This window comes from Pseudochrobactrum sp. XF203 (assembly GCF_020341615.1).
Taxonomy (GTDB): domain Bacteria; phylum Pseudomonadota; class Alphaproteobacteria; order Rhizobiales; family Rhizobiaceae; genus Pseudochrobactrum; species Pseudochrobactrum saccharolyticum.
The window spans coordinates 173,948-190,515 of sequence record NZ_CP084393.1 but is presented as its reverse complement, the minus strand read 5'-3'; the positions used below and the strand labels follow the sequence as shown (position 1 = coordinate 190,515).

The 16,568-nt window shown below is 50.2% G+C and carries 18 protein-coding genes; 12 read left to right on the top strand and 6 right to left on the bottom strand.

The window, feature by feature from the left end; genetic code table 11:
* Positions 1–66 precede the first annotated feature (66 nt).
* Complete coding sequence (locus LDL70_RS16720; RefSeq protein ID WP_225689148.1) at positions 67–642, bottom strand: DUF1003 domain-containing protein; 576 nt, start codon at positions 640–642, stop codon at positions 67–69.
* A gap of 160 nt (positions 643–802) precedes the next feature.
* Here LDL70_RS16720 and LDL70_RS16715 point away from each other — a divergent pair, with 160 nt between their 5' ends.
* From LDL70_RS16715 to LDL70_RS16700, 4 genes are all read left to right on the top strand, one after another.
* Positions 803–1,018, top strand: coding sequence for a DUF4287 domain-containing protein (locus LDL70_RS16715; RefSeq protein WP_225689146.1), 216 nt, complete (start codon positions 803–805; stop codon positions 1,016–1,018).
* Between the two features lie 29 nt (positions 1,019–1,047).
* A complete protein-coding gene (locus LDL70_RS16710; protein WP_225689144.1) occupies positions 1,048–1,398 on the top strand; it encodes a hypothetical protein in 351 nt (116 codons plus the stop codon).
* A 73-nt stretch (positions 1,399–1,471) separates the two neighbouring features.
* The gene (locus LDL70_RS16705) at positions 1,472–1,843 is read left to right on the top strand and encodes a hypothetical protein (protein ID WP_225689142.1); all 372 of its coding nucleotides are present in this window, start codon (positions 1,472–1,474) and stop codon (positions 1,841–1,843) included.
* Between the two features lie 104 nt (positions 1,844–1,947).
* Entirely contained in the window at positions 1,948–2,307 is a 360-nt protein-coding gene (locus tag LDL70_RS16700; protein ID WP_151159428.1) for a hypothetical protein, read from the top strand.
* 72 nt (positions 2,308–2,379) lie between these two features.
* Here LDL70_RS16700 and LDL70_RS16695 read toward each other — a convergent pair whose 3' ends face one another.
* A complete protein-coding gene (locus LDL70_RS16695; protein ID WP_022709160.1) occupies positions 2,380–2,535 on the bottom strand; it encodes a hypothetical protein in 156 nt (51 codons plus the stop codon).
* A gap of 373 nt (positions 2,536–2,908) precedes the next feature.
* On the opposite strand from LDL70_RS16695, the gene LDL70_RS16690 reads away from it, so the two are divergent.
* A complete protein-coding gene (locus tag LDL70_RS16690) occupies positions 2,909–3,316 on the top strand; it encodes a lysozyme inhibitor LprI family protein (RefSeq protein WP_225689140.1) in 408 nt (135 codons plus the stop codon).
* Between the two features lie 406 nt (positions 3,317–3,722).
* Complete coding sequence (locus tag LDL70_RS16685; protein ID WP_225689138.1) at positions 3,723–4,076, top strand: hypothetical protein; 354 nt, start codon at positions 3,723–3,725, stop codon at positions 4,074–4,076.
* On the opposite strand, the gene LDL70_RS16680 is transcribed toward LDL70_RS16685, so the two are convergent.
* The 4 genes from LDL70_RS16680 to chrA form a co-directional block, all read right to left on the bottom strand.
* Positions 4,064–4,762 (bottom strand): outer membrane protein, encoded by a 699-nt coding sequence (locus LDL70_RS16680; RefSeq protein WP_225689136.1) that lies wholly within the window; start codon positions 4,760–4,762, stop codon positions 4,064–4,066. The genes LDL70_RS16685 and LDL70_RS16680 overlap by 13 nt on opposite strands.
* Before the next feature lie 468 nt (positions 4,763–5,230).
* Positions 5,231–5,767, bottom strand: a complete 537-nt coding sequence (locus tag LDL70_RS16675) for a lipocalin family protein (protein ID WP_225689135.1) — start codon at positions 5,765–5,767, stop codon at positions 5,231–5,233.
* 75 nt (positions 5,768–5,842) lie between these two features.
* Complete coding sequence (locus tag LDL70_RS16670; RefSeq protein ID WP_225689133.1) at positions 5,843–6,322, bottom strand: GNAT family N-acetyltransferase; 480 nt, start codon at positions 6,320–6,322, stop codon at positions 5,843–5,845.
* 121 nt (positions 6,323–6,443) lie between these two features.
* Positions 6,444–7,676: a chromate efflux transporter gene (gene chrA / locus LDL70_RS16665; protein WP_225689131.1), complete on the bottom strand. Its 1,233-nt coding sequence runs from the start codon at positions 7,674–7,676 to the stop codon at positions 6,444–6,446.
* Positions 7,677–7,924: 248 nt separating this feature from the next.
* On the opposite strand from chrA, the gene LDL70_RS16660 reads away from it, so the two are divergent.
* Genes LDL70_RS16660 through LDL70_RS16635 form a run of 6 tightly spaced genes read left to right on the top strand, consistent with a single transcriptional unit; the run spans position 7,925 to position 16,518 of the window.
* Complete coding sequence (locus LDL70_RS16660) at positions 7,925–9,589, top strand: thiamine pyrophosphate-dependent enzyme (RefSeq protein ID WP_370637860.1); 1,665 nt, start codon at positions 7,925–7,927, stop codon at positions 9,587–9,589.
* Positions 9,586–11,670 carry a hydantoinase/oxoprolinase family protein gene (locus LDL70_RS16655; RefSeq protein ID WP_225689129.1) on the top strand — a complete coding sequence of 695 codons (2,085 nt, stop codon included), beginning with the start codon at positions 9,586–9,588 and terminating at the stop codon, positions 11,668–11,670. The genes LDL70_RS16660 and LDL70_RS16655 overlap by 4 nt, the downstream gene beginning before the upstream one ends.
* Complete coding sequence (locus LDL70_RS16650) at positions 11,667–13,286, top strand: hydantoinase B/oxoprolinase family protein (protein ID WP_225689127.1); 1,620 nt, start codon at positions 11,667–11,669, stop codon at positions 13,284–13,286. The genes LDL70_RS16655 and LDL70_RS16650 overlap by 4 nt, the downstream gene beginning before the upstream one ends.
* Positions 13,283–14,500: a pyridoxal phosphate-dependent aminotransferase gene (locus LDL70_RS16645; RefSeq protein ID WP_225689125.1), complete on the top strand. Its 1,218-nt coding sequence runs from the start codon at positions 13,283–13,285 to the stop codon at positions 14,498–14,500. Before LDL70_RS16650 ends, LDL70_RS16645 begins: the two co-directional genes overlap by 4 nt.
* Before the next feature lie 3 nt (positions 14,501–14,503).
* A complete protein-coding gene (locus tag LDL70_RS16640; RefSeq protein ID WP_225689123.1) occupies positions 14,504–15,316 on the top strand; it encodes an NAD(P)-dependent oxidoreductase in 813 nt (270 codons plus the stop codon).
* Positions 15,313–16,518: an FAD-binding oxidoreductase gene (locus LDL70_RS16635; protein ID WP_225689121.1), complete on the top strand. Its 1,206-nt coding sequence runs from the start codon at positions 15,313–15,315 to the stop codon at positions 16,516–16,518. Before LDL70_RS16640 ends, LDL70_RS16635 begins: the two co-directional genes overlap by 4 nt.
* The last annotated feature ends 50 nt before the right edge of the window (positions 16,519–16,568 follow it).

The window sequence follows — 16,568 nt, the reverse complement described above, 5'->3', positions numbered from 1 at the left end:
AAGTGATAATGCTTCAGCGAGCAGCCTGCTTCTCCTCTTCGTCAACGCTATGAATTGGTTAGAATTCTATGGCTTTTGCCCCAACACCAATTTCGATAACAGATCAATCTGTTGCTGTTGCTTTTCGATCAGCGCACTCAGTTCAGTTGAGATAACCTTGTCCAGCTTATCGTGCAAAGCTAATATCTCGATTTCAGCTTTCAAATTGATTTCATAATCATGACCTGCATCCATACGATCTTTTGCGGCCTGTCTGTTTTGGCTCATCATAATCACAGGTGCCTGAACCGCAGCCAGCATAGATAGTATGAGATTCAAAAATATATACGGATAAGGATCAAATGCCCGGATCGCAGCAAGCGAGTTAATGCCTACCCATGAAGCAAGCAGAACAGCAAAGATAAAAATGAACGTCCACGAACCACCAAACTTGGCTACTTTATCGGCGAGCCGCTGCCCGATTGTTAATTTATCATCGAATGCGACATTCACGTTACGCGCAATAGTCTGACGATCAACCAAACGCTTAAAAATTCGCATTTCTTTTTCGGTAAGGGACTCTAACGGTTTCCCGAGATAATGGATCGCCTGCTCGGAAAAATGATATTTTTGATCTGCCTCTGACTTTAAGTTTTTTGGCATATGAATCTCCGCACTCAATTCCAGACCAATGTTTCGATAGACAAATATCATTCCGCAATATTACGATTTAGCAACCGATTTTCACCATCAGGAAAATCGTGAAGATCAATGAAATGAGCAGTCTCGCAACAATAATATTTGCTCTTATAAAGGGTACACCATGACCACAGATAAGAATGTAAAAGGCCCTGCTTCATACTTTCCGTCCATTGAGAAAACATACGGAAAACCAGTCAGTCATTGGTTAGAGATTTTAAGCGGGATAAAAGGCAAAAAACATATGGAGATGGTAGCTATACTCAAATCCGAACACGGACTTGGCCATGGCCACGCAAATGCTTTGGTTGCCTATCATATGGCCTCAGCTGCACAATAACCCCTCAATCAAGGCCATCACAGATCAGTATGCAAACCTCCCTGAACATCCCTCTCAAAGCATCATTTGGTGGCTGGAAAGCGCTTCCGTGGTTTGCATGGGGAAGCAACAACATGAAACCCGTACTGACGCTCCATCCTGACAAGATAGAGTATCGGTTATTCCGCCTTCGTCAGAAACCATATTCGGCTATTTCACGCGTTGATTACCGATCAGCATGGCGTACTGAAAACATCGTCATAGAGTTCAACGATACCTTCAATACATTCATCGGGAATACAGGTGATCGCGACATGACCTGCAAAGCCCTCATATATTTGCGGGGCAGAGGCTGCTATCTTTCTGAGAAAGCCGCAGTTTTGATTGCTTCAGCCAAATAAGTGTTTCAGGGAGTGGCAGCCCATTACATAGTCACTGCGGAAATAGCACCGAGCAACCAATCAAGAGGATTATATGCGGGGAATTATTGTTACAGGTATATTGCTGGCATCTGCTATTTCAGCCCATGGAGCAGAAAAACCACTTGAATCTTATTATGCGCGGTTAAGTGCAGAAGATCATTTCAATTCAGCGGGAAAGCGCCTTACATCTGCTGCGGCGATTATCCGGCAGGATCGTGCAAACTTTCATGTCTATGATAAGCGCGATCAGGAAGATGAAGCTGATTACACATTCTCATCCAAAGAAAACCGTGCCCGTTTCGAACGCATGGCCGCCAAAGGTAAATTTTATGATGGCACAGAAAAAGCAATTCTCAATGGAACACCATTGATCAATGTTGAGATATATGAGGATTATGTCATCGTATCAGTGCGGGAAAATTAATTAGCTACAGGCATTGCTAAGTGCAGGAGTGTGGCGGTTTTCTTTAACGTTCATTTTGCAAATATTTGCAATAAAATACATAATTATATCAAATGGATAGCGTTATGGAAAACACCATCATTCTTTCTACAGAACAGCACTTCAATCTTAGACAGGAAGACCAATATTGTGATCTTTGGATCGTTGATTCACCAGAGAATTTATCGGTTGCAGATAGGTTGAGAGCGGACATATCTGTCAGATCAGTAACAACATTCAGAGATCGAGGCGATGCTGCTACGAATATAATTATGGTGCTCCCAACTGTGCTGGAGCACCACCCTGATTGCATAAAAATTATTGTGAGGGGGCTAGCATCTGAAGTTCATGATAAAGTTATTAAGGGCAAACCAGAGCTATCACAAATTGCTTCTCAACAGGATATGCTTGTCTTGAAGTTAACGAACAATACCCCTGACATATAGCACTCATCCCGCCTGCTTCGTACACGCTTTTTACTCGCATGATCTAGCATGCGGTATGCAATAGGCGGGCTCTTACAGCCCGCTTGCTTCGCCGCTCATCTGCGCTTCTTCTCTTTTTCTCTGCGCCTCTTCCTTATCTTTATCATAATGCCACTTGATAGCGAAGAACATGCAAACGCCTAATACACCAAGCTTGAAGATACCGAAGACGATAGGAACCCAATCCATTTTTTGAAGCTTTCTATGCTGCAATCTATGGTGCAGAGCACTAGCAGAATAATTCTGATTAAACAGCTCATTTTTATCTGATCACGCTTTGGTGAACAGATAAATCCCCCCTTACTTCACACGCCTGGGACAGATTTTATTGCTCTGATTTTGAATGTCTGGGATGTGGGCAAGTACATGAAATACGGCGGATAGTGATGCTTTTCTAGAAGGCTTAAGAAACAACACAGATTTCACTACCACCTGAAGTTCACATATATGAGACCGGCATTTCTTTACTGATTATTCTTCATTCCTAAACCTCTTCTGTAAATGCCTCTTGCTTTGAAATGAAAGTCACGCTTCAATCATCAGATAATATAGGGAGGTGGAAATGAAGTTAGTTACTTTGGTTACTCTCGGATCAATATTTATATCGCTGCCAGCTTATGCATCTACTGACTGCGACAAAGCTGAAGACCAGTCAACAATGACCAAATGCGCCAGTGACGCATTGGCCAAGGTTGATAAGCAACTTAACGAAAACTACAAAAAGATAGAAAAACGTTTGGCCGATGATGAGGAAACCAAGAAATTATTGGTAAGTTCACAGCGCCTTTGGATGAAGTTCAGAGACGCAGAATGTAACTTCGCAACATCGACAACATCCGGCGGAAGCATTCATCCAATGATGGTTGCAACATGCAGAACCCAATTAACAACTGCACGTAACAAACAATTATCAGATTATCTCAACTGCGAAGAAGGCGATCTCACCTGCCCTGTACCGTCAGCAGATTAACCCTCCCCCTCCGAAAGAGAAAGAGATCCGCAATCCCGTCAAGCAGAAAAGGGCGCTCAATTTTCTACACCGCGCATTCAACTCAGTAACGGAACATTTTTCACACAAAGGGCAACGCCGGGCTCTACATGCCGCATAAAATACACTGAAATAAAACGCGTCCAAAAAATTGTCATGCAAGATGAATTTGTTACCCGCAGGAAAGGTGAAGTACTGGTGGTCGGGTATCAGGTTAAACTGCTGGAAGATTTCACAGCAACCTGCAAACAGTTCGTTATGAGAAATGGCCGTTAATCAGCATTGGTACAAATGCCGTTTTGATTGTGTCATCGCTCATCAAGTGAATTTCTCTTGATTTACTATGCAAGCCGCTGTTCAATTCCTGCACATAACTGAGGGGCGAAACATGGATCAAACGACCGAGAGCGCACGAACCAGACTTTCACTTATCCGTACTTTGACCTTTACACTTCCTCTTCTCGGACTCGCTGGCTGCGTGTCGCAGCAGGTAAGGGATTTGGAGTGGTGCCGAAACATCGAAACCGCCAAGCCCCTCATTGATGAAACAGGTCAGGCGAAGCTCAATGCAGCAATGACTAAAAACAAATGTGCAGACAAATTTCTGGAAGCAAAAAAAGCCGCTGAAGAAGCGGAAAAGTTAAAAGCCGCAAAGGCTCAGCCTGCCAAAGCCAAGCAGACAATAAAAAACCCCGCCAAAGCGGGGTTAGTAAAAACCAAGCCAAAAGCTCAGAATTTATAGTTCAAGCCAACCCGAACTGTATGAAACTGCGATTTGGCTTCACCAATACGCCAGCTTCTGTCGAGATCAACATAATCCAGTTTGAGCTTACCAAGATCGGTATAGAGATATTCGGTCTTCAGCGTTACGTTATTTGTAATAGCATATTCTGCACCGGCACCAACCGTATAGCCAACTTTGGTGTCAGACTGGGATGAGCCATCTAAATAGTTGTTCGCATAGGTTTTAACTTTACCATAGGCAACACCACCGGTTGCATAGACCAGAAAACGATCGACCGGGGTGTAACCAAGACGGACACGTGTTGTACCAAACCAGCTAACCTTGGTTCCGAGATTCACCAATGTACCGCCCGGAACACTGACATCAAAATCGGATTTCACGCCCGAACCTTGAATATCAGTTTCAATACCAACAACTGTCTGGTCAAACTGCCAGTTATAACCGGCCTGAACACCGCCGATAAAACCACTGGCATTACCTCTGAGTGAAACGTCGCCAAGCAATTCGTTGAAATCAGTTTTGAATTTTCCGCCTGCATAACCGGCATTCACACCGATATAACCACCTGTCCAGGAGAAGGTGTCGACAACTGCAGGTGCCGGATCATTATATACAACAGCATCAGCAGCGAAGGCTGAGCCTGCTGTTAATGCCAGCACGGAGGCCAGAATAATACTCTTCATGATTGTCCCCTTTATTTATTGATAATTATTTTTACATTATAGAAGACAATTATTCATATAGTAAAATAGCAACAGGTAATGATAATTAATTAAAGATATAGGCAATATTTTTTTACAAAACATAATAACTGATATTAAATTATCATTTATATTCAATATCATAATTATATATACTCTATCATCATAAATATAAAAGAAACAACATCCCGATCTGATGATATAGTTTCTCGTGCATTTCACAATGCAGAGTTGTAAAATTTCAACTGCAGACAATAAAAAAGGCCGGGGCAAAAATGCACCGACCTTCCTACTCATCAATTAATTGCCAGTGCCAGTACATCCGTGGTCAAAAGCTTAAATTGATGAAGACATTTGCGAGCGCTGTGAGAAACGCGCTGCTTAGCAATGTCTATGCTGTGTATATAGACAGTGATTGTGTCTTAAAAAAGATCAAGACAGCTTTTATTTTTAAAATTGTTGTACCCAATTAATATTATCAGGATCAACACCAACCCCAGATGCAACCTTAATCGCTCTGTCTTTTAACTCCTCTGGTATTTCAACTGTGCGGGAGAGAACCCAAAAATACTTCGGGCTTGATCCGACAATAATTGCCCAGCGATAATCCTCATCCAAAGCAACTATATTATAGCCGCCATAAAACGGGCCGAAAAACGATACCTTCAATGCGCCCTCAGATTGGCCGCGTACAAAAACAGCCGTCCCCGATGCACGCTTATGCCGACCGGAGATTTCATCGACACCGCTGTTCAGCACATTTACGGTGCCGTCACCATTGAGTGTATATTCAGCAGTGGTTTTAATCAGACCTTTTTCAAATCGGTTTTCTACACGAGCGACTTCATACCACTTCCCCAGATAGCGATTGAGTTCGAAACCGGTAACCGGCACCACATTATAAGGAATTTTAGGATTAGCGGCTTTGTATAATTTATATCCGGCAAACAGGCCGATAGCGGCCATCAATAGCTTTTTCACGCTCATAACAAACTCCCGTCAGTTATAGTGTGAACGCATATAGGTATTGAGAGTTCCCGAAACTACGAAGCAGAACAAAAATCAGCGTAAAAGCTGCCGCGATAATGGCCGGAAGCGGAAAATCAGATCCTCTTCAGTTTCAAGCTTTTCTACATTTTCAGCTTGAGCTGATCTGATCACAGCCTGCCAGAAATGGAACGCAGTTGTGTTTTTTGGCGCGATGCGCAGTTCCCAAAACCCGCTATGCATTTGCAAAATCTCAGCAGCTGCATAGCGTGCCAGTCCCTGCTTGCGATAAGCTTTCAGAATGAAAAATTCCGCAAATGAATAGTCCGTGCCTTTACCGGAAGGTGACCAGTTATTGATAAAGGCAAAACCAATATCTTTTCCCTCAAAAGATATCAGATATGGCCATCTGTTTGCTTCTGACCAGTATAAATCAAAATACGGATAATCATCGTCTGTCTCTTCGTAAGCGCGCATTTCAGCGAAATATTCCGCCATAAAAGCGCTTATGATTGATTTCTCAGCTTTCGCAGCCAGACGTATCTCTAATTTCACACTAAATTCCGATCATACCCGACAAAGAAAGCCACACATCCGGTTTAACTCCAGCTAGTATAGCGCTGCAAAGAACCTGTCAGGATTATTCAAAGCTTTAACGAGCCATCTGCTACCTCAATTACAACGGCAAAAGCGGCATCATCATTCCTGCAAAGGCCATCAAAACGACAACAATCCAGGGCTGCACTTTCCAGACTGTGAGCAATAAAAACCCTGTCAGTGCCAGCGCAAAATCCTGATTGGTAAAAACCGCCCCTGTCCATACCGGATTATACAGTGCCGCACCGAGTATGCCGACAACCGCTGCATTGGCACCACGCATTGCCGCCTGTGCTGTCGGGCGCAAACGCAGCCTGTCCCAGAACGGAAGCATACCATAAACAAGCAGCAAGCCCGGCAAAAATATCGCGATCAGAGCAATAGAAGCACCGCTAATGCCGTTTGGCTCCGGTTGCATCACCGCACCGAGATAGGCTGCGAATGTGAATAACGGCCCCGGTACAGCCTGCGCCAGCCCATAACCTGCCAGAAAAGCCTCTTTGCTCACCCATTGCGGTGTCACAACTTCTGCCTGCAACAGCGGCAAAACCACATGCCCGCCACCAAAAACTAGCGAACCGGCACGGTAAAAAGCATCGAACACAGCAACAGGCTGATATCCTGTAACAGCGGTCAGCACCGGCAAAAATGCAAATAAAACCGCAAACAGGCTTAAAGCTATAAAGCCGCCTCTGCGCGATACAGGAAATTTCAGATTGCCGGTCACAGCCGTACCATTGCCACGGCAAAGCCACAGGCCAAGCATGGCACCGCCGGTAATAGCCGCGATCTGCCCGATTGCTCCCGCCACAAAAACCACAAGCGCCATTGCTGAAAGCGCAATGAAAACGCGGGGCTTATCCGGTGTCAGACTGCGCGCCATACCCCAGACCGCCTGTGCAACAATTGCCACGGCAACCAATTTCAGACCATGCAGCAGACCTTCCGCATACACACCTGTGAATGATGCTGCGCCCAGTGCAAAAGCCGCAAGAAGGAGTGCTGATGGCAGTGTGAAGGCCAGTGAAGCCGCCAGACCACCGGCAAGACCATTACCGCGTAAAAGACCAAGCGCAAAAGCGACCTGACTGGACGCAGGGCCGGGCAAAAACTGGCATAAGGCAACCAGATCGGCATAACCGGCTTCATCCATCCATTTACGGCGCACGACAAGCTCGTCTCGATAATAGCCCAGATGTGCAACCGGCCCGCCAAACGATGTCAGCCCGAGTTTAAGAAACACGCGGAAAACTTCAGCACAGGAACCCTGTGCCGGTTTTGTCAGTGATCCGCTTTCATTTCCTGAGCGCATTATGCCCCTCATCCGCAACGCTTTGTTTCTGCCAGAGATTTGATCCGATACAAATCAACCGGCTCATAAAGTGCCTGAATGTCAGACAAATGACACAAAATATTTTGCGCAGCCATTCAGACAAGTAAATCTTGTCGATTAACGTGTTTTCTTGATTTTTGATCGTGACATGACATGCATTTATAATCTCCGCCGGTCATGCGTATTTCCGGCTTTTGCGAGTTTATATGTCGGGAGGTAAAGGCATAATGCGCAACGGGGGACAACTCCTTGTAGAAAGCCTGATCGCGCTTGGTGCGCGTAAGAGCTTCGGTGTTCCGGGAGAAAGTTATCTGGCAGTGCTGGACGCACTTCACGACACCAAAGGCAAGCTGGATTATATCCTGTGCCGCAATGAAGGCGGCGCCGCATTTATGGCTGCCGCTTACGGCAAACTAACCAACACCCCCGGCCTTTGCTTTGTCACCCGTGGCCCCGGTGCCACAAATGCCTCCATTGGCGTGCACACGGCCATGCAGGACAGCGCGCCGATGCTGCTGTTTATTGGTCAGGTCGGCACCGATATGACCGGCCGTGAAGCTTTTCAGGAAATCGACTACCGCGCCATGTTCGGCACAGTTGCCAAATGGGCGGTACAGATCGATCAGGTCGAGCGTATTCCGGAAATTCTGGCACGCGCATGGACAGTGGCCACAACTGGCCGTCCGGGACCTGTAGTGATTGCACTGCCGGAAGATATGCTGACCAGTCTGACAGACAAAGCGCCTCTGACCGCACCGGCTAAAATCGCCTCCCCTGCCCCGCAGGCAGAAACAATGGCGACCGCGCAGCACCTACTGAAAGCCGCGAAAAAACCGGTCATTTTAATGGGCGGCACCAACTGGTCTGAATCTGGTCGCGCAGCATTACAAAATTTCGCCGAGCAGTCTGATATTCCGGTGGTTGCAGCCTTCCGCTATCAGGATCAGTTCGACAATTTCTCTCCAGCCTTCGCGGGTGAAGCCGGTGTCGGCATGCTGCCCCATGTCAAAGCGCTGATCCGTGATGCCGATCTTATTCTGGCAATCAATGTCCGCTTTGGTGAGATGACCACTGACGGCTATACATTGCTCAATGTACCGGTGCCGCAGCAAAAGCTGATCCATGTCCATCCGTCCGATGCGGAAATCGGCAAAATCTATGTGCCGGATTTAGGCATTCACGCCTGCCCGAACAGTTTTGCACAAAGCCTCCAGCCGGTCAGCGGCGCATGGGGAGACTGGCGCAAAGCCGCCCGTGAAGCCTATCTTGCCAGTTTTGATGCCCCTGCCCAGCCGTCACCGGTGGATATGGTTGCAGTCATGGCTTACTTGCGCGACCGTCTGCCGGAAGATGTGATCCTGACCAATGGCGCAGGCAATTTCACGGTCTGGCCGAATAAGTTTGCAAAATTCGGCACCAAAGCACGGCTGCTCGCCCCGCAATCCGGCGCCATGGGCTATGGCGTACCCGCAGCGATTGCCGCCAAAGTTGCAGAGCCTGAGCGCATGGTGATCTGCTTTGCCGGTGACGGCGATTTCCAGATGAATTGTCAGGAACTCGGCTCCGCCATGCAGGCCGGTGCGCAGCCGATTATACTCATTCTCAATAACGGGATTTACGGCACGATCCGCGCCCATCAGGAAAAGCATTATCCGGCACGCGTCTCCGGCACCACAATGGAAAATCCGGACTTTGTGACATTGGCAAAATCCTACCGTTTCCATGCGGAGCGAGTGGAAACCACGGCAGATTTTGCCGCCGCTTTTGAACGTGCTGCGGCGTCTAAATCCGGCGCGGTTCTGGAACTGAATATTTCACCGGAAGCCCTCACACCCCGCCAGACATTAAGCCAGATGCGCGCCGCCGCATTGGCAGCGAAGGAAATGGCATGACATCCCGAAACGACATCCGGCTTGGTGCAGATATCGGCGGCACATTCACCGATATCGCACTGGATATGCGCGGAACGCTCTACTCCACCAAGGTTCTGACCAATTATACTGCGCCGGAACAGGCAATTCTCGACGGTATCCGCATTGTCACGGAACAGGCAGGCATCAGCCCTGCCGAGCTCGATATTGTTATTCATGGCACCACACTGGCTACCAATGCGCTGATTGAACGGCGCGGTGCCAAGACAGCTTTTGTGACCACCGAAGGCTATCGCGATGTGATCGAAATGCGCAGTGAAAACCGTTTCGAGCAATATGATCTCAATCTGAAACTGCCTTCCCCTCTGGTCGCGCGTGAACATCGCTTTACAGTCAAAGGCCGCATGAATGCGCAGGGTCAGGAATTGCAGCCGCTGGATGAGGCAAAGCTGGAAGAAATCGCCGATGCGATCTCAGAAGGTGGTTTCGGCGCAGTCGCCATCGGCTTTATCCACTCCTACATGAATTCGGAGCACGAACGCCGTGCCCGTGCGATTTTGCAGCGCAAGCTTTCCGTGCCGATTTCCATCTCGGCGGAAGTCTCGCCGCAAATGCGCGAATTTGAACGCTTCAACACAGTTTGCGCCAATGCCTATGTGCGCCCGCAAATGGCCGATTATCTGGCGCGTTTGCAGGTACGGCTCAAAGAAATGGGCGCAACCTGCCCTGTTTTCATGATCCATTCCGGCGGTAGTCTGATTTCCGTTGATACAGCATCTGAATTTCCGGTGCGTCTGGTCGAGTCCGGCCCTGCGGGCGGTGCGATTTTCGCTGCTGATATTGCCCGTCGTTTTGGCATTGAGAATGTTGTTTCCTACGATATGGGCGGCACCACAGCCAAGATTTGCCTGATCGAAAATTTCGTCCCGAAAACCGCGCGTACTTTTGAAGTCGCCCGCACCTATCGCTTCTGCAAAGGTTCCGGCATGCCGATCTCCATTCCGGTGATCGAGATGATCGAAATCGGTGCAGGTGGCGGGTCCATCGCTTGGGTGGACTCAATGGGTCGCATCCAGACCGGCCCTGAAAGTGCTGCCTCTGAACCAGGTCCTGCCTGCTATCAGCGCGGCGGTACCCGCCCTGCGATTACCGATGCCGATCTGATGCTCGGCAAACTCGATGCTGATAATTTCGCCGGCGGCGCGATTAAATTATCCGTGCAGAATGCCGAAACGGCCATCGACAAGGATGTCGGCTCCAAACTCAATCTGAAACCGCTCTCCGCTGCTTTCGGCATTTGCGAAGTGGTCGATGAGAATATGGCCAATGCCGCCCGCGTTCATGCGGTGGAAAACGGCAAAAACATCTCCGATAATATTATGATCGCCTTTGGCGGTGCCGCACCTTTGCATGCCGCACGTCTCTGCGAAAAACTCGGCGTTGAACAATGCCTGATCCCGCAGGGTGCCGGTGTCGGTTCTGCTATCGGCTTCCTCAAAGCACCGTTCGGCTATGAAGCTCTGGTTTCGCATCTGGCGAAGTTATCCGGTATCAATCTTGAGGCGGTTAATGCCACGCTGGCAGACCTCAGTACCGCAGCGGAAAGCTTTGTGCGCAGCGGCACTGATGCACCGCTGGAGCGTGAAGTCACCGCCTTCATGCGCTATGCCGGTCAGGGTTGGGAAATTCCGGTCACCGCGCCACAGCCACCGTTTAACGATCAGGCACTGACGACAATCCGTGAGCGTTTCCTTGAAAATTACGCCCGTTTCTTTGGCCGTCCGATTGAAGGCGCAGAAATTGAAATCGTCACATGGTCGGTGAAAGTGGAAGTCAAACAAAACTTCACCCAAAGCGGTACTGTCAGCTATGGCGATCGTGTCATCGCCCCTGCTTTACAGCGCGATGTATTTGATCCGAGCCATGGTGCGATGCTGCAGACCGGCATTTTTGATCGTGGTTCTTTAACGACCGGTGACCGTGTAGCGGGCCCTGCGATCATTACCGAGCGCGAAACCTCCACCATTGTGACCGCGCCTTTTGATGCGGTTATCCAGCAAGACAGCACAATTCTGCTGGTGAAAAAAGGAAAATCCGCATGAGTGAATTAGATGAAATCCGCATGCAGGTCATGTGGAACCGCCTGATTTCCGTGGTGGAAGAACAGGCGCTGACTTTGCTGCGCACCGCTTTTTCCACCTCGGTGCGCGAGGCAGGCGATCTTTCTGCCGGTGTCTTTGATCCGCAAGGGCAGATGCTGGCACAGGCTGTGACCGGCACACCGGGTCATGTGAATACTATGGCCGAAGCAGTACTGGAATTTATCAATGAAATTCCGCGCGAAGAGATGTTCGAGGGTGACACCTATGTCACCAATGATCCGTGGAAAGGCACCGGCCATCTCCATGATATCACAATGGTTTCACCGTCCTTCCTCAATGGCGAACTGGTCGCGTTCTTCGCCTGTACCGCCCATGTAGTCGATGTCGGCGGTCGCGGTTTCGGCGCAGATGGCAAATCCGTCTATGAAGAAGGCATTCAGATTCCGATCATGAAATTTGCCGAACGCGGCGCGGTCAATAAAGACCTGATCCGCATTCTGCGTGCCAATGTGCGCGAGCCTAATCAGGTGATCGGCGATTTCTACTCCCTCTCCGCCTGTAACGAAGTCGGTCATCGCCGTCTTGTCGATATGATGCGCGAGATCGGCCTGACATCGCTCGATAACCTGTCGGAATTCATCTTCTCGCGCACCACCAATGCCATGCGTGAACGTCTGGCACAGTTCCCTGAAGGCTCGTGGTCAAATGAGCTGATAACAGACGGTTATGATGAGCCGATCCGTCTTACAGCCGTTGTGGATATGAAAGACGGTCTGGTGAATGTGGATTTCACCGGCAGCGACCCGATGAGCCGTTGGGGTATCAATGTTCCGGTCATCTATACCAAGGCCTATGCATCCTATGCGCTGAAATGCGTGCTGGCACCGGAAATTCCGAACAATGCCGCCTCGCTGGCTTTCTTCACTGTGTCTTCCGAGACCAATATTCTCAATGCGCAACGCCCTGCACCGGTTAGTCTGCGCCATGTCATCGGCCATATGGTGCCGGATCTGGTGTTTGGTGCACTGGCCAAGGCTTTGCCGGGTCAGATCATGGCAGAAGGTGCCGGTGCACTGTGGAATATTCATATTTCCGTGCGCCCTGTGGCAGGACAAAGCGGACAGAATGCCGAAGTGCTGATGTTCAATTCCGGCGGTATGGGCGCACGCCCTGCCCTTGACGGCTTGTCGGCAACGGCCTTCCCGTCCGGTGTTCACACTATGCCGATTGAAGCCACTGAGCATACCGGCCCTGTGATCATCTGGCGCAAAGAATTGCGACCGGATTCCGGCGGTGACGGCGAGTTCCGCGGCGGTCTCGGACAAGTCATCGAAATCGGTGCGGCGGATAATCATGAATTTGATTTTTCCGCGATGTTTGACCGTGTTACACAAGCGCCGCGTGGCCGTAATGGCGGGCAAAACGGGACTGCAGGTTCCGTGAAGCTCGATGACGGCACCGCAATGCGCTCTAAAGGCTGGCAGCATGTGCCTGCAGGTAAAAGACTGGTGCTGAACCTGCCGGGCGGCGGCGGCTATGGCGATCCGGCGCAGCGCTGCGCAAAGGCACACGAGCAGGATAAAATTCAGGGTTATGTCACGGAGGAGAGACAATGACCTATATTTCTTCACGGCTGGCAGCGGTTAAACCGTCTGCCTCCATGGCCGTTTCACAAGCTGCCAAAGCACTGAGTACCAAAGGCATTGATGTGATTGATCTGGGGCTTGGTGAACCGGATTTCCCGACACCGGCGCATATTACCGAGGCTGCCTATCAGGCGGCCAAAGCCGGTGACACGCTCTATACGGCAGCGCTCGGCACATTGGCACTGCGCAAGGCGATCGTCGCCAAATTTTCCCGCGAGAACGGGCTGGATTATACCACCGATGAAATCATCGTTTCCAACGGTGCCAAGCAGATCATTTTCAATGCGCTGATGGCAACACTGGAAGACGGTGACGAGGTTATTCTGCCGACACCATACTTCGTGTCTTATCCGGAAATGGCGAAATTGCTTGGCGGCAAACCGGTGATTGCTCATTGCCGTGAAGAAGACGGATTTCGCCTGACACCGGAAATATTGGATCAGGCAATTACCCCGAAAACCAAATGGTTATTCCTCAACTCCCCCGGCAATCCGTCCGGTGCAGTCTATGATGAAACCAGCCTCAAGGCGCTCGGCGCGGTGCTGGAACGCCACCCGCATGTGCTGGTTTTGTCCGACGAGATTTATGAGCACATCATCTTTGACGGGCTGGAATTTATCTCTTTTGCCAAAGCCTGTCCGCAGCTGAAAACCCGCAGTCTGATCGTCAACGGCATGTCCAAAGCCTATGCGATGACCGGCTGGCGTGTCGGCTATGCCGCTGGCCCCCTGCCGCTTATTAAAGCCATGGCCACGGTGCAGAGCCAGTCGATCACATCTGTCTGCTCGATTGCGCAGGCCGCCGGTGCAGCGGCACTTGAAGGGTCGCAGGAGCATATCCGCACCTTCCGCGATGCTTTCCAGCGCCGCCGCGATCTGGTGGTCAAAGGCATTAATGCGATTGAAGGCCTGAGCCTGCGTGTGCCGGAAGGCGCGTTTTATGCCTTTATCAATTGTGCCGGTCTGATTGGTAAACAGTGTCCGGACGGTTCTGTGCTGAGTGATGATACGGCGGTGACAAATTACCTGCTCAATGAAGGCCATGTCGCAGCTGTACCGGGCGCCGCTTACGGTATGTCACCTTATTTCCGCATCTCCACAGCAACCTCAGATGAGGTGCTGAGTGAAGCTATCAAGCGTATTGCCGGTGCTGTTGCACGTCTGAAACCGGCACCAAAGGCATAAATCATGGATTTTGATACAATTCTTATCACCGGAGCTGCCGGAAGGCTCGGCACAGAATTGCGCCGCGGACTGGCACCACTGGCGCGCAAATTACGCCTCACAGACCGCGTTGCGATCAATGATCTGCAGCCGAATGAAGAAGCCGTCATCTGCGATCTGGATGATGCCGATGCGATCATGAAACTGGCGGAAGGCGTGGATGTGATCCTGCACTTCGGCGGTGAGCCGCTGGAAGTGTCATGGGAGCGTATTCTGCGCTCGAATATTCAGGGCAGCTATAATATTTATGAAGCCGCCCGCAAAAATGGTGTGAAGCGTGTGATCTACGCCTCTTCCGTTCATGCCATCGGTTATCATGAGCTGGAAACACATATTGATGCAGATGCCCCGCACCGGCCTGACAGTTTCTATGGTCTGTCCAAATGTTTCGTCGAAGACTTAGGGCGGCTCTATTGGGATAAATTCGGCATTGAGACAGTCGCCTTGCGCATTTTCTCATCCTTCCCTGAACCGGCAGACCGCCGCATGCTGTGGTCGTGGTTGTCCTTTGATGATTGTGTGCGTCTCGTTTCCGCCGCCCTCACTGCGCCGCGTGTTAGTTTTACCGTCAGCTTCGGCATGTCGGATAACCGTGTCTCGCCGGTTAATAACAGCAAGGCGGGTCATCTCGGCTATCAGCCGCAGGATAATACGGAAAGCTATCGTGCCGCAGTCGAAAGCCGCACCAAACGCTCTGACCCTTATGCCCCTGCCACCCGTTATCTCGGCGGCTGGTTTGTCGATATCGGCCATCCTGATGATGAGGCAAAATCATGAAACAGCATTATGATGTTGTAATTATCGGCGGCGCGGTCATCGGTTCTTCTGTCGCCTATTTCCTGTCACAGAACCCTGATTTTAACGGTTCAATCCTCGTTGTGGAACGCGACCCGACCTATGTGCGCGCCGCTACATCGCTGTCATCATCTTCGATCCGCAATCAGTTTTCCAACCCGATTAATGTGGAAATCAGCCGTTTCGGCACAGACTTTATCCGCAATTTTGCGGAAGTCATGCAGGTTGCCGGTGACAAGCCTGATCTGCAATTCCACGAAGGCGGTTATCTGTTCCTCGCCAATACGCCGGATCAGGTGCAGACTTTGCGCGAAAATCACGAAGTGCAGATCGCCTGCGGTGCCGATGTGGTGCTGTGGGAACGTGAGGAGCTGAGCCGCGCATTCCCGCACCTCAATACGGACGATATTCTGCTGGCCTCCTATGGCCGCTCCGGTGAAGGCTGGTTCAACAATACCGGCCTGATGTATGGCTTCAAGAATAAAGCCCGTGAGCTCGGCGCAGATTATATCACCGATGAGGTGGTAGCCATTCAGCGCGATGGCAATCGTGTCACCGGTGTGGAACTGAAATCCGGTCAGAGCATCTCGGCGGGCACCATCGTCAATGCGTCCGGTGTCAGTGCGGCATTGACCGCACGCATGGCAGGGCTGGACGTGCCGATTGAACCGCGCAAACGAACATTATTTGTCTATGACTGCGCTCAGACACCGGAAGGCAGTGCCACAGTCAATGGCGGCCGCCTGCCGCTGATGATTGATCCGAGCGGTGTTTTCTGCCGTCCTGAAGGCCGTTTCTTCCTGACCGGTTGTCCGCCGGTAGAAGACCCTGCGGTCGATTGGGACGATTTCACGCCGCGTTATGAAGAATTTGAAGAGATCATCTGGCCGGCTCTGGCAGAACGCTCACCGGCCTTTGAGGCGATCAAAGTGGTGAACCAATGGGCGGGGCATTATGACTTCAACGTGCTGGATCATAATCTGATTGTCGGCCGTCATCCCGAGGTGGAAAACTTCATTTACGCCAATGGCTTCTCCGGTCATGGCCTGCAACAAGGCCCCGCAACAGGACGCGCTGTATCCGAGCTGATCACCTATAATGCGTTCCGCACACTCGACCTCTCCGAAGTCGGCTATGAGCGCGTGATTGCCAATAAGCCTTTCCTTGAAAAGGCTGTGATATGATATAGACCCTAGCAAGCATAAGGGCGAGCGGAGGCAGGTAATGCACATTA

Bases quoted from the DNA above. Each gene is read 5' to 3' on its own strand.
- LDL70_RS16720 (WP_225689148.1), bottom strand. From the start codon at position 642: ATGCCAAAAAACTTAAAGTCAGAGGCAGATCAAAAATATCATTTTTCC.
- LDL70_RS16715 (WP_225689146.1), top strand. From the start codon at position 803: ATGACCACAGATAAGAATGTAAAAGGCCCTGCTTCATACTTTCCGTCC.
- LDL70_RS16710 (WP_225689144.1), top strand. From the start codon at position 1,048: ATGCAAACCTCCCTGAACATCCCTCTCAAAGCATCATTTGGTGGCTGG.
- LDL70_RS16705 (WP_225689142.1), top strand. From the start codon at position 1,472: ATGCGGGGAATTATTGTTACAGGTATATTGCTGGCATCTGCTATTTCA.
- LDL70_RS16700 (WP_151159428.1), top strand. From the start codon at position 1,948: ATGGAAAACACCATCATTCTTTCTACAGAACAGCACTTCAATCTTAGA.
- LDL70_RS16695 (WP_022709160.1), bottom strand. From the start codon at position 2,535: ATGGATTGGGTTCCTATCGTCTTCGGTATCTTCAAGCTTGGTGTATTA.
- LDL70_RS16690 (WP_225689140.1), top strand. From the start codon at position 2,909: ATGAAGTTAGTTACTTTGGTTACTCTCGGATCAATATTTATATCGCTG.
- LDL70_RS16685 (WP_225689138.1), top strand. From the start codon at position 3,723: ATGGATCAAACGACCGAGAGCGCACGAACCAGACTTTCACTTATCCGT.
- LDL70_RS16680 (WP_225689136.1), bottom strand. From the start codon at position 4,762: ATGAAGAGTATTATTCTGGCCTCCGTGCTGGCATTAACAGCAGGCTCA.
- LDL70_RS16675 (WP_225689135.1), bottom strand. From the start codon at position 5,767: ATGAGCGTGAAAAAGCTATTGATGGCCGCTATCGGCCTGTTTGCCGGA.
- chrA (WP_225689131.1), bottom strand. From the start codon at position 7,676: ATGCGCTCAGGAAATGAAAGCGGATCACTGACAAAACCGGCACAGGGT.
- LDL70_RS16660 (WP_370637860.1), top strand. From the start codon at position 7,925: ATGCGCAACGGGGGACAACTCCTTGTAGAAAGCCTGATCGCGCTTGGT.
- LDL70_RS16655 (WP_225689129.1), top strand. From the start codon at position 9,586: ATGACATCCCGAAACGACATCCGGCTTGGTGCAGATATCGGCGGCACA.
- LDL70_RS16650 (WP_225689127.1), top strand. From the start codon at position 11,667: ATGAGTGAATTAGATGAAATCCGCATGCAGGTCATGTGGAACCGCCTG.
- LDL70_RS16645 (WP_225689125.1), top strand. From the start codon at position 13,283: ATGACCTATATTTCTTCACGGCTGGCAGCGGTTAAACCGTCTGCCTCC.
- LDL70_RS16640 (WP_225689123.1), top strand. From the start codon at position 14,504: ATGGATTTTGATACAATTCTTATCACCGGAGCTGCCGGAAGGCTCGGC.
- LDL70_RS16635 (WP_225689121.1), top strand. From the start codon at position 15,313: ATGAAACAGCATTATGATGTTGTAATTATCGGCGGCGCGGTCATCGGT.